Origin of the sequence: Bradyrhizobium sp. B039 (assembly GCF_038965675.1) — a bacterium.
GTDB lineage: Bacteria > Pseudomonadota > Alphaproteobacteria > Rhizobiales > Xanthobacteraceae > Bradyrhizobium > Bradyrhizobium diazoefficiens.
On the sequence record NZ_CP152416.1, the window covers coordinates 2,406,475 to 2,418,967 of the forward strand.

The window sequence follows — 12,493 nt, forward strand, 5'->3', positions numbered from 1 at the left end:
GCACGTCGTCATCTCCTAATATGCTCAATCTGAGTAAATCAAAGATATCACGCTCGGCCGGAAGTTGCTAGGTCTCCTCGCACACATTCCCGTCAAGTCGCGCTCCGCTGTGCCGGACCAGGTCTGGTTGAAACGCAATGCTCCCGCGAAAGCCCTTCATAGAACGCAATCATTTTTGGCTTGGGATGTTCATGCATTTGCATTAAACGAGCTGACCTGTGGCTGCCTATTTCGGATCCGCCAACGACAAGATGAGGAACACCATGTCGACACAAGCGGGCGAACTCGGTCCGGTCTCGCGTTCCTCCACCTGGCGCACGCCGGCAATCATCATCCTCTGCGGCTGCGCCATCGGCATGCTCGGCTTCGGCCCGCGCTCGGCGCTCGGCTTCTTCGTGCAGCCGATGAGCCATGAGTTCGCCTGGGGTCGCGACGTGTTCGGCCTCGCCATCGCCGTGCAAAACCTGTTGTGGGGATTGGGCCAGCCGTTCGCCGGCGCGGTCGCCGATCGCTTCGGCCTGTTCCGGGTGATGTGCGTCGGCGCGCTGCTCTATGCCGGCGGCCTGCTCCTGATGCGCTACTCCTCGACGCCGCTGTCGCTGAACCTCGGCGCGGGCGTGATGGTCGGCTTTGGTCTTGCCGGCTGCTCGTTCAACCTGGTGCTGTCGGCGTTCAGCAAGCTGTTGCCGGCCGAGAAGCGCGGGCTTGCGCTCGGCGCCGGCACGGCGGCGGGCTCGTTCGGACAATTTCTGTTCGCGCCGATCGGCGTCGCGCTGATCGACAATTTCGGCTGGCAGCAGGCGCTCACCGTGTTCGGCTTCCTAATGCTGCTGATCATTCCGCTGTCGCTGGCGCTCTCGACGCCGCCGGTCGCAAACACGGCGAACGCGGCGCCCGCGGATGAGCAGACCTTCATGAAGGCGCTCGCGGAAGCCTTTGGCCACCGCTCCTATGTGCTGCTGGTGCTCGGCTTCTTCACCTGCGGCTTCCAGCTTGCTTTCATCACGGTGCATCTGCCGGCGTTCCTGGTCGATCGCGGCATCTCGGCGCAAACCGGCGGCTGGGTGATCGCGGCGATCGGCCTGTTCAACATCATGGGATCGCTCAGCGTCGGTTATCTCCAGAACTCGCTGCCCAAGCGCTACATCCTCTCGACCATCTATTTCACCCGCGCGCTTGCGACGCTGGCCTTCATCTCGTTCCCGATCACGCCGTTCTCGGCGATCGCGTTCGGTGCGATCTCCGGCCTGACCTGGCTGTCGACGGTGCCGCCGACCTCGGCGCTGGTCGCGCTGATGTTCGGCACGCGCTGGCTCGCGACGCTCTATGGCTTCGCCTTCGTCAGCCATCAGGTCGGCGGCTTCCTCGGCGTCTGGCTCGGCGGCATCGTGTTCGAGCGGTTCGGTTCCTACACGCCGATCTGGTGGCTCTCGATCCTGTTCGGCGTGCTCTCGGCGCTGATCAATCTTCCGATCGTGGAGAAACCCGTCGCGAGGGCGGTTGCGCAGCCGGCCTGATCGGCTAAACATCCCGGTCAAACAAGTCAGGGAGTTCAGCTGTGGCAACGTTCAAGGCGATCCGGATCGACAAGGCTGACAAGGGTACCACCGCGCAGCTTGCGCAGTTCGACGAAGCCGAGTTGATGGAGGGCGACGTCACCGTCCGCGTCGAGTGGTCGACGCTGAACTACAAGGACGGCCTTGCGCTCACCGGCAAGGCGCCGGTGGTGCGCCGCTTCCCGATGATCGCCGGCATCGACTTCGCCGGCACGGTCGAGCAGTCCTCGCATCCGCAGTGGAAGGCCGGCGACAAGGTCGTCTGCACCGGCTGGGGCATGGGTGAGACCCATCTCGGCGCTTATGCCGAGAAAGCGCGGGTGAAGGGCGACTGGCTGGTCGCCCTGCCGCAGGGCCTGTCGGCGCGCGACGCCATGGCGATCGGCACTGCCGGCTTCACCGCAATGCTCTCGGTGCTGGCGCTGGAGAAGCACGGCCTGTCGCCGAAGAGCGGCCCCGTGGTGGTGACGGGCGCGGCCGGCGGCGTCGGCTCGGTCGCGACCGCCGTGCTGTCCAAGCTCGGCTATCACGTTATCGCCTCGACCGGCCGCACCTCGGAAGCCGATTACCTGAAGCACCTCGGCGCCGCCGAGATCATCGACCGCAACGAATTGTCGGCGCCGGCCAAGCCCCTCGCCAAGGAACGCTGGGCGGGTGGTGTCGACAGCGTCGGCTCGACCACGCTGGCCAACCTCCTGTCGATGACGAAGTACGGCGGCGCGATCGCGGCGTGCGGCCTTGCCGCCGGCATGGACCTGCCGTCTTCTGTCGCACCTTTCATTTTGCGCGGAGTGTGCCTTCTCGGCATCGATTCCGTGATGTGCCCGATCGAGCCCAGGAAGGCCGCATGGCAGCGTCTGGCGTCCGATCTGGACCGGTCTAAACTATCTGAAATTACTCACGAAATTCCGCTCGCCGAGGTTTCCGAATGGGGCGCGAAAATCCTGTCCGGCCAGGTCCGCGGCCGGATCGTGGTAAAAATTGTCTAACGGCGTTCAGACTTTACCAACCAAGCTGCTTCAATGTCGCCATGGTTAGTATGGTAAGCAGCGGGTAAAGAGATAAGGCATCGCCCGCTGCGGGGGTCGGTTCGGAGTTGAGCATGCTTGCGCGTATTGTGTTGGGGGCTGTCACGGCTGCGGCGACGATTGCGCCGGCCATTGCTGGAGGCATGAACGCCGACGAGGCACGTCGCTTCGTCGCCGGCAAGGTGTTCGCCTTCACCTGTTTCGACGGCACCCGCGGCGCGGGCCGAATCCTGGATGACCTCGGCGCCGCCGGCGCCGTGCAGTTCTCGGGCGCGGGCCCGGTCCGCCATCTCCGCCTGCCCGGCAACACGCTCCAGATCCGTGGCCAGAACGTCTGCGCCTCGATCAAGGGCATTCCGTTCGAGCCCTGTTTCAACCTGGAAAAGACCGACGATCGCAGCTTCCGCGGCTCGGTGTCGGGCATGGGCTTCGCCTATTGCGACTTCCACCACCAGGGCGGCAACCAGATGCTGATGGCGCGCGCCGTCGCGCGGCCGCGCTCGCTGCGCTCTTCGGAGCACACGGGGTCGGTCGCTACGCCGAACACCGAGGTCGCCGCGCGCGTCGAGACCCCGCGTGTCGAGAGCAGCCGGCTCGAGCCGGTGAAATCGGAAAGCAAACCGGAGCCCGCGAAGAACGAAGGCCCGCTGGAGCTGCGCCGCTCGACCCAGTGAGCGGCTGCGCGGGACCGTCCGCGCACATTCTCGTTGAAGACGTCCATCGAACACGAAGCCGCCGCGCCGTAGTCATACGGACGGCGGCTTTCATGCGTTGGTAGCTGTTCGCGTCCCAGTTTGCGTACGGCCGGGGGGCGCGGCCCGATAAAAGGGTTCAACGATGTCGCTGTACTTCTTCCGCATCAGTACCGGTCGCTATTCCGGCGCCGCCGATCAGCCGTATGAGTTCGAGGATCGCGCGGCCGCGTGGACCGAGATGACCGAGGTCTGCGCCAATCTGCTCGGCGGCATCTCGCGCACCCTGAAGCCGAATGCCGAGTGGTGCATGGAGCTGCTCGACGAGAACAAGAAGCCGGTGTTTCGCATCAGCCTCGTCGGGGAGACGGTGAACTGACACCGCCGCGAATGACGGCGCGGGCGTTAACGAACGCGAAGCATGCAAATCCGAGAAGCTTCATTTCGCTGCGCGTGAAACGTGTGGAAGTCCACAGATTTAAGCCGCGTTTTCCGTACTTCTACCTAAGACGCGAGGGTCCCGCTTAACGTTAATGAGTAACCTGCCGGTTAGCCTTCCCGGGATGTTCACGCGCTTCGTCGCGGCAATGCGTATCCCGGGGAAAAGTTCGATGATGGTCATTCAGAATCTGCGAATCGGCACCAAGCTCGCCATCACCTCCGCGCTGACAATCGGGCTCGTCGCGCTGATGATCTTCCTCCAGATGAGCGGCAGCACCGAGGTTCAGAGGCTCGGCAACGGAGTATCGGGACAGCAGACGATCGCGCAAAACGCCGCGGAAGCGAAGGCCTCGGTGCGAGGGATGCAAATCGGCATTCGCGACATCCTGACCTCGTCCTCGCCCGCGGAGATGCAGAAGGCGGTCACCTATTTCAACGACCGGCAGACGGCGGCCCTGAAATACTCCGGCGAAATGGCCAAGCTCTCGCGCTCAGCGGAAAATCGCAAGCGGATCGATCGCCTGACCGTGCTGATCGGCGAATTCGGCAAGGGTGAGCTGCAGATCGAAGCCATCCGCAAGCAGGAGCTCGCGCTCGATGGGAAGAAGGACGGCGAAGCGGCGGCGCAACTCGCAAAGCTCGTTGCCGAGGTCGATCGCATCCGCAAGGGGACGCTGGCGCCGATCAACGAAGAGATCTCCGAGCTGGCCAATCAGATCACCGACTTCGCCAAGCAGAGGAGCGTCGAGACGCGCACCGAGGCAGAGGCCGAAGCCGCGTCGGTTGCGCGGACGTCGCTCGTCACCGGCGTGCTGGTCGCGCTGGTTCTGATCGGTGCCTGCATCTTCTCCGTCTTCAGCATTGCGCGGCCGATGCGCGCACTCACGGCCGCGATGGAGAAGCTCGCCGGCGGCGACTTTTCCGTGGTGCTGCCAGGCCTCGGCCGCAAGGACGAGGTTGGCGAGGTCGCCGGTGCCGTCGAGAAATTCAAGATCGTATCCGAGCAGAAGGCGCGCGAGGAAGCGGAGGCCAAGATGCGGCAGGATCAGATCGCGGCCGAGCAGCGCAAGGCCGAGATGCGCAGGCTCGCCGACAGCTTTGAAGGCGCCGTCGGTGAGATCGTCGGCACGGTGTCGTCGGCCTCGACCGAGCTCGAGGCATCCGCGACGACGCTGACCTCGACCGCCGAACGCACGCAGCAGCTCACCACCGTGGTTGCAGCAGCCTCGGAGGAAGCTTCCACCAACGTGCAGTCGGTGGCGTCCGCGACGGAGGAACTGTCGTCCTCGATCACCGAGATCAGCCGGCAGGTGCAGGAATCCGCGCGCGTGGCGAGCGAGGCCGTCGGCCAGGCCCGCACCACGACCGAGCGCGTCAGCGAGCTGTCCAAGGCGGCGACGCGGATCGGTGACGTCGTCGAGCTGATCAACACCATCGCGGGCCAGACCAACCTCCTGGCACTCAATGCCACGATCGAGGCGGCGCGCGCCGGTGAAGCCGGCCGCGGCTTCGCTGTCGTTGCCTCCGAGGTCAAGGCGCTCGCCGAGCAGACCGCGAAGGCGACGGGCGAGATTGGCCAGCAGATCGCCAGTATCCAGACCGCGACCGAGCATTCGGTCGGCGCGATCAGGGACATCAGCGACACCATCGAGAAGCTGTCGGAGATTTCCTCGACCATCGCAGCGGCCGTGGAGGAGCAGGGCGCGGCGACGCAGGAGATCTCCCGCAATGTGCAGCAGGCCGCGCAAGGCACACATCAGGTCTCGTCCAATATTACGGACGTGCAGCGTGGCGCGAGCGAGACCGGATCGGCCTCCTCGCAGGTGCTGTCCGCCGCGCAGATGCTGTCCGGCGACAGCAATCGCCTCAAGCTCGAGGTCGGCAGATTCCTGGAGACGGTGCGCGCCGCCTGAGGGCGGCCGTCCTCACTGGTCACCCGACGGCTGCAACCGTCGCGCGAAGGTGCACGGTGTTCGCATGCGTTCGCGGCTGGATGCGCGATCAGAAGAGCTGCACGGTTAACCTTCCGGAAAAGCGATGCAGGCATCATCTCCGCAATATTCCGCGCGCCCAGCCACCCTCCCTGCATTGCGTATCAATCGTCTTGGAGCACATTCCATGAGTGGCCTCTCCATTCGCCTCACCCACAAGGTCATGGCGATCGGACTGTTCGGACTGTTAGGTCTCGTCGCCTTCGGCGCGATCTACGAGATCGGCAGCCTTTCCCAGGACGCATCGCGCGACATTGCCAATCGTGCCCGCGCGATCGCCGATCTCGACAAGCAGCTCTCGATCGAGATGCTGGAGGCACGCCGCAACGAGAAGAACTTCTTGCAGCGCCGGGCCGAGAGCTACGCCAAGGCGCATGCCGAGCTGATCGGGCCGATCAACCGCGATTTCGATGAGGTGCAGCGGCTGATGGCGGCGGGCGGCATGAGCGTGCTGTCCGACAAGATGAAGCAGGCCCAGGACGGCTTCAAGCGATACGCGTCGGACTTCGGCGCATTGGTGGCCGCCGAGACCAGGCTCGGTCTGAACGAGACGGTCGGCCTGTCCGGTTCGCTCCGCGCCGCGGTGCACGACATCGAGGCCAAGCTGAAGGAGATCGACGATCCCAGGACGACGACCTGGATGCTGATGATGCGCCGGCACGAGAAGGACTTCATGCTACGGCGCGACCCCAAGTACATCGCCGAGGTGAAGAAGGCCGCGGTTGAATTCTCCAAGGCGATAGAGGTCGTCGCAATTCCGACGGCGGCGATGAACGACATCATGGCCAAGCTCCAGAAATACCAGTCCGAGTTCACGGCCTGGGCCGAGACCGCGCAGCAGAGCGCGGCCCTTGACGCCAGCATGATGAAGACCTTCCGCGAGGTCGAGCCTGTCATGGCGGAGGTGCGGACCGCGGTCGATGCGATGTCCAGGCGGGCGGACGCCGCCGAAGCTGCCACGCGCGAGGCCGTGCGTCTTTGGATGGTCGTCGCCTTCGGCGTCACCGTCATCGTGCTTGCCGCCGTCGGCTTTTTGCTGGGACGCTCGATCTCGAAGGCACTCGGTGCGATGATCGGTGCGATGACCCGGCTTGCGCGCGGCGAGCTCTCGATTTCCGTTCCCGGCGTCGGCCGCAGGGACGAGATCGGCGAGATGGCCGGTGCGGTCGAGGTGTTCAGGACCAACATGGCGGAAGCCGAGCGGCTGCGCGCCGAACAGGCGGAAGCGGACGCGCGCGGGCGCGAACAGCGCAAGGCCGACATGCAGCGGCTCGCCGACAGGTTCGAAGGCGCGGTCGGCGAGATCATCGAGATCGTGTCGTCGGCGGCAACCGAGCTCGAGGCGTCTTCCAACACGCTGACGCAGGCCGCCGAGCGCGGCAACGGGCTTGCCACCGCCGTGGCGGCGGCCTCGGAAGAGGCGTCCGCCAACGTGCAGTCGGTGTCATCCGCGAGCGAGGAGATGACCTCCTCGATCTCCGAGATCAGCCGCCAGGTGCAGGAATCGGCGCGCGTCGCCGACGTCGCGGTCGGGCAGGCCCAGCGCACCAATGCGCGCGTCGCCGAATTGACCAAGGCGGCCTCCCGGATCGGCGACGTGGTGGAGCTGATCACCATCGCCGCCCAGACCAACCTGCTGGCGCTCAACGCGACGATCGAGGCGGCGCGGGCGGGCGAGGCCGGCAAGGGCTTTGCGGTGGTCGCAACCGAAGTGAAGGCGCTCGCCGAGCAGACCGCGAAGGCCACGGGCGAGATCGGCCAGCACATCGGTGCGATCCAGGCCGCGACGGACGACTCCGTCGGCGCGATCAAGGAGATCGGCGACACCATCGCGCGGATGTCGGAGATCTCGTCGACCATCGCGGCCGCGGTGGAGGAGCAGGGCGCCGCGACGCAGGAGATCTCCCGCAACATCCAGCATGCCGCGCACGGCACCTCCGAAGTCTCGGCGAATATCGCCGACGTCCAGCGCGGTGCCGGCGAGACCGGAGCCGCCTCGGCGCAGGTGCATTCGGCCGCGCATTCGCTGTCTCAGGAGAGCAACCGGCTGAAGAGCGAGGTCGCGCGCTTCCTGGAGTCGGTGCGGGCGGCGTGACGGCGTTCGGTTCGGGGTTGCGCTGCGTCGACCGCATCGCAACACGAGATATCAGTGCTGCCGCAACAGATGGTTGCAGGGAAAATAACGACGACGCGGGCGGTCCCGTAATTTTACGTAGGTTCCTGTTAACGCCTGTTTGCGACTATTAGGCGCAATCTCATGGGATAAGAACCAGCCAGCATCGATGAATTGACTTCCGCCCTGTCGTCCGTCGCGACGATTGCGGCGCAGGTGATTCACGCGTTGCCGGGTATCATCGGGATTTGTCGTGATGTCGAAGTTGTCGATCGTCTTCAAGCTTCTGGCCGTGTTGTCGGTCCTCGTGCTGTCACTCGCCGGCGTCGGCGTGACCGCGATCGGCACCATGCAGAACATCAATGCGCATACGGTCGAGATCGCGGAGAGCTGGCTGCCGAGCGTGCGCGCGCTCGGTTCGCTTCGCGCCGACATCAATGAGCTGCGCGTCGCGCTCCGTCTGCATCTGATGCAGGACAGCGCGGAAGGCAAGGATGCGGCCGAGAAGCGCCTCGCCTCGCTGCAGGGGCGCATCGACCAGACGCGCAAGGTCTACGAGCCGCTGATCACGACCGCCGAGGAGCGCTCGCTCTACGGGCAATGGACCAAGGCGTGGGCCGAGTATCTGAACGGCGTGCAGGACGTGATGGCGCTGTCGCGCAAGAGCGTCGGTCGTTTCCCGACCGAGGCCAACGAGCTGTTGCAGACCAAGGTCGCCAAGATGGCCCAGGCGGCCGATCCGTTGCTCCAGAAGGGCATCGAGCTCAACAACCGGGGTGCCGAGCTGGAGACCAAGCAGGCGGCCGACAGCTACGCCATGATCTTCCGCGTGCTGGTCGGCATCATCATGTTCTCGGTCGTGATTGCGATCGCCGCCGCCTATTATCTCGTGCGCGACGTTTCGCGTGGTATTGCCTCGATCATCCGTCCGATGCAGTCGCTCGGCGAGGGCGACCTTTCGGCCGAGGTGCCGCATCGCGGCGAGAAGACCGAGATCGGCTCGATGGCGGATGCGCTCCAGATATTCAAGGAAGCGCTGATCGCCAAGAAGGCTGCCGACGAGGCCGCCGCCGCCGACGCCGAAGCCAAGATCGAGCGCGGCCGCCGTGTCGATGCCATTACCCGCAAGTTCGAAGCCATGATCGGCGAAGTCGTCGGCACCGTCTCCTCGGCCTCGACCGAGCTCGAGGCGTCGGCGTCGACGTTGACCAGCACCGCGCGGCGTGGGCAGGAGCTCGCGACCGTCGTGGCGGCAGCCTCTGAGGAAGCCTCCACCAACGTCCAGGCCGTGGCCTCCGCCTCGGAGGAGCTGTCGTCCTCGATCACCGAGATCAGCCGCCGCGTGCAGGATTCGGCGCGGATGGCGGCGGAGGCCGTCGAGCAGGCGGCGCGGACCAACGAGCGCGTCAACGCGCTGTCGCAGGCCGCCTCCCGCATCGGCGACGTCGTCGAGCTCATCAACACGATCGCAGGCCAGACCAATTTGCTGGCGCTGAACGCGACCATCGAGGCGGCGCGCGCCGGCGAGGCCGGCCGCGGCTTTGCGGTCGTCGCCTCCGAGGTCAAGGCATTGGCCGAGCAGACCGCGAAGGCGACCGGCGAGATCGGGGCCCAGGTTTCGGGGATCCAGGCGGCAACGCAGGAATCCGTCAGCGCCATCCAGGAGATCGGCGGCACCATCGAGCGGCTGTCCGAAGTGTCCGCGGCGATCGCCGCGGCGGTCGAGGAGCAGGGCGCCGCCACGCAGGAGATCTCGCGCAACGTCCAGCAGGCCTCGGTCGGCACGCAGGAGGTCTCGGCGAACATCACCGACGTGCAGCGCGGTGCGATCGAGACCGGCGAGGCCTCGACCGAAGTGCTGTCGGCGGCGAAATCGCTGGCGACCGACAGCACGCGCCTCAAGGTCGAGGTCGCGCAGTTCCTGGATTCGGTCCGCGCGGCCTGATCTTCAACTTCCCGTCTGTGGAGCCGGCGGCGGAGCCTGCCGCCGGAACAGGATGCGCTGGTAGAGCCATCCGATCGCGACCAGCACGACGCCGAGGCACATGAACGACAGCGCGCGGTAAACGCCTGTCAGCGTCGACATGTCGATCACGAAGGCCTTCAGGATCGTCAGCGCGATGACGGCGGCGGATGCAAGCCGCGCGCGCTCCGAGTTGACGAGGATGCCGACGCCGAGCAGCACCACGCCGAAGGCGAGCCAGCCGATCGAGTAGGTGTATTGCTCTGCCCCCGTCGTCTCGCCGCTGGACAGGATCGGGCCGTGATAGAAGCGGCGGATCTCCAGCGTGACATAGGCGAGCGCGAACACGAGCGCGCCGCCAGCGATGGTGTTGGCATAGGCCTTGCCACGCTCGCCGACCACCGCATAGGACAGCAGCAGCATCAGCACCGCCGGCAGCGCGTAGCCGAGCAGCAGCAGGTTGAACACGGCGCCGCCGACGTCGATATGCCACAGCAGCGGGTTCTCCAGGATCAGTAGGCCGAACACGCTGATGAGCCCGCCGATGGCCGTGAGCACCACCGCGCCGACATTGTGCACGATACTGCGGCTGCGCAGCCTCAGCCGTTCCAGCCCGATCGCCATGGCGAACGCGACGCAGACTTGCAGCGCGCATTCGAGCAGCGACGGCGCAGACGTCATCTGGCCTCCAGTCGCAAAGTGCCGGATCTCCATGAAGGCGAGCAGCGCGGTGAACAGGATCGCGGCGGCTTCCACCACGCGCAGCGGCGCGTCGTCAGCGCGGCGGCGCAGGAAGATGCTCGCGCCCCAGAACGAGGCCGCCGGCAGGCCGTAGCCCCATAGCAGCCAATTGAAGATCGGCGTCGTGCCGACGGCATCGCCGACGATGCGCGGATCATAGACGATGCGCGCGGTGACGATCGCGGCGAAAATGGCCGCGAGCCGGCGCAGGACCGGGATCGGGCGCTGCAGCGAGATCCAGGCGGTGCCGAGCGACATCAGCGCCAGTGCAATCGTGAGCCAGCCCTTCTCGAGCGCGAAGGTCAGCGCCAGCGCCAGCGCGCCGAGCGTGCCGGTCGCGAACAGCGCGACGGAGGTCGCAGCCCCCGGCCGATCTTCGCGGCGCGCAAGCGCTTCGGTGGCGGCGCCAAAGGCGGCGGCAAGCAGCACCGCGAGGATCGCGAACGGGATCGAGCGATCCAGATGGGCAATGCGCGCATAAAGCGCAACGAGGATCGCAATTGGCGTGGCGACACCCGCCGCCGACCACACCACCGGAATGATCGCCGAGTTCGAGCGGCCCTGCGCGAAAAAGCCGGCCATGCCGAAGCCGGCGGCGAAGATCGCAGCCATCACCAGATGCAGCGTCACAGAGCTGTCGGTCGCGACCGGTCCGATGCCGGGCAAGGGGCCGCCGGGCAGCACCAGCATGTCGGGATTGGCGCGCACCGCCCACTCGGCGAACACGATGAAGACGGTCGCCGCGGCCGCGCCCAGCGCGCCGGTCGCTGCCGGCGCGCGCCAGGCGACGAACAGCGTCGCACCGACGAGAAGCGTGAAGGCGATCAGCGCCAGATCCGCATGCGCGCTCGACAGCACGATCAGCATCGCGCCGAACAGATAGGCGCCGAGCGAGCTCGACGACACCGGCTCGATTTCGCCGTCCTCGATGCTGGGCCCGAACATGAAGCCGCAGACGACGAGCAGCGCAGCCAGCACGAATCCCGCGATCGCATGGAAGGCGTGCGGCGCGACCTGCACGTCACTGGTGTCCAGACCCGGGAAGATCCAGAGCACAGCGAAGGCGATCGTGGTCACCGCAAGCCAGCGCCACAGCCGGATGCGGGCAAGGCCGAAGCTCGCGGCGGTGACGATCGCAAGATAGATGTAGAGCGCCCAATAGTCCGGCTTGCCGCTGGAGACGAGGAGCGGGGTCACGAACGCGCCGACCACGCCGAGGCCGGCGAGCGCGGGCCCGTGCAGCAGGGCGGCGGCAAGCGTGCCGAGTGCGACGAGGCCGAGCAGCACGAAGGCGGTCGCAGGCACGAGGAAGCCATAGAGCGCGTAGGCGGCATAGATGGTCGCGAACGCCACGGCCGTGCCGGCCGCGGTGAGGATCGCGGGAATATTGGCGATCGGCAGCGCCGCGATGTTGGAGATGCTCTCCTTGCGCCGCGACCATTCGCCGGCGCCGAGCAGCGCGGCTGCGAACAGGCCGCCGAGGAACACGCGCACGCCGGGGCCGACGAGGCCGGCCTCGATCGAATAGCGCACCATGAAGAAGCCGCCGAGCGCGAGCGCAAGGCCGCCGATCCACACCACCCAGCGCGTGCCGAGACGCTCCTCGAAGCCAGGCTCTCTAATATCAAGCGCCGGCGCCGGCAGCGGAGGCGGTGCATCGGCTCCGGGGCCCGCTTCGAGCGGTGGCGGCGCAGCCACTTCGGTGACGAGCGGCGGCGGCGCCTCGGCCTCGGGCGCGAGCGGCGGTGGCTCGGCCGGAGTTGTCGCGGGCGCTTCAGCCTGCACCGGTGCGGGCATCAGCGGCGGCGGCTGCACCCGCCGTTGCGCGTAAACCATCTCTTCGAGCGAGCTCAGCCGGCGGCGCAGCTCGGCCGCCTGGTTGGAGGCCTTGATCGCGATCAGGAAGGCGATGATCGCAATGATCAGCGCAAAGACGTCAAACGGGCCGTCGAACATGAAGCCTCCAGG

Annotated in this window: 9 protein-coding genes; 7 read left to right on the forward strand and 2 right to left on the reverse strand. The window is 66.3% G+C overall.

Annotated features, from left to right (window positions below):
- Positions 1 to 263: 263 nt before the first annotated feature.
- From AAFG50_RS11395 to AAFG50_RS11420, 6 genes are all read left to right on the forward strand, one after another.
- Positions 264 to 1,517 (forward strand): MFS transporter, encoded by a 1,254-nt coding sequence (locus tag AAFG50_RS11395; RefSeq protein ID WP_028175617.1) that lies wholly within the window; start codon positions 264 to 266, stop codon positions 1,515 to 1,517.
- 41 nt (positions 1,518 to 1,558) lie between these two features.
- Entirely contained in the window at positions 1,559 to 2,545 is a 987-nt protein-coding gene (locus AAFG50_RS11400; protein WP_028175618.1) for an MDR family oxidoreductase, read from the forward strand.
- A 113-nt stretch (positions 2,546 to 2,658) separates the two neighbouring features.
- Positions 2,659 to 3,258: a hypothetical protein gene (locus AAFG50_RS11405; protein ID WP_011085332.1), complete on the forward strand. Its 600-nt coding sequence runs from the start codon at positions 2,659 to 2,661 to the stop codon at positions 3,256 to 3,258.
- Between the two features lie 163 nt (positions 3,259 to 3,421).
- Entirely contained in the window at positions 3,422 to 3,655 is a 234-nt protein-coding gene (locus tag AAFG50_RS11410) for a hypothetical protein (RefSeq protein ID WP_028175619.1), read from the forward strand.
- A gap of 232 nt (positions 3,656 to 3,887) precedes the next feature.
- Positions 3,888 to 5,630, forward strand: coding sequence for a methyl-accepting chemotaxis protein (locus tag AAFG50_RS11415; RefSeq protein ID WP_028175620.1), 1,743 nt, complete (start codon positions 3,888 to 3,890; stop codon positions 5,628 to 5,630).
- Between the two features lie 205 nt (positions 5,631 to 5,835).
- Positions 5,836 to 7,803: a HAMP domain-containing methyl-accepting chemotaxis protein gene (locus AAFG50_RS11420; RefSeq protein WP_028175621.1), complete on the forward strand. Its 1,968-nt coding sequence runs from the start codon at positions 5,836 to 5,838 to the stop codon at positions 7,801 to 7,803.
- Positions 7,804 to 7,854: 51 nt separating this feature from the next.
- Here the strand turns inward: AAFG50_RS11420 and AAFG50_RS11425 are convergent, their stop codons facing one another.
- Positions 7,855 to 8,103: a hypothetical protein gene (locus tag AAFG50_RS11425; RefSeq protein ID WP_162185820.1), complete on the reverse strand. Its 249-nt coding sequence runs from the start codon at positions 8,101 to 8,103 to the stop codon at positions 7,855 to 7,857.
- Here AAFG50_RS11425 and AAFG50_RS11430 point away from each other — a divergent pair.
- Positions 8,078 to 9,766 carry a methyl-accepting chemotaxis protein gene (locus tag AAFG50_RS11430; protein ID WP_028175622.1) on the forward strand — a complete coding sequence of 563 codons (1,689 nt, stop codon included), beginning with the start codon at positions 8,078 to 8,080 and terminating at the stop codon, positions 9,764 to 9,766. The genes AAFG50_RS11425 and AAFG50_RS11430 overlap by 26 nt on opposite strands.
- Before the next feature lie 3 nt (positions 9,767 to 9,769).
- Here AAFG50_RS11430 and AAFG50_RS11435 read toward each other — a convergent pair whose 3' ends face one another.
- Positions 9,770 to 12,481: a DUF2339 domain-containing protein gene (locus tag AAFG50_RS11435; RefSeq protein ID WP_028175623.1), complete on the reverse strand. Its 2,712-nt coding sequence runs from the start codon at positions 12,479 to 12,481 to the stop codon at positions 9,770 to 9,772.
- Positions 12,482 to 12,493: the final 12 nt, after the last annotated feature.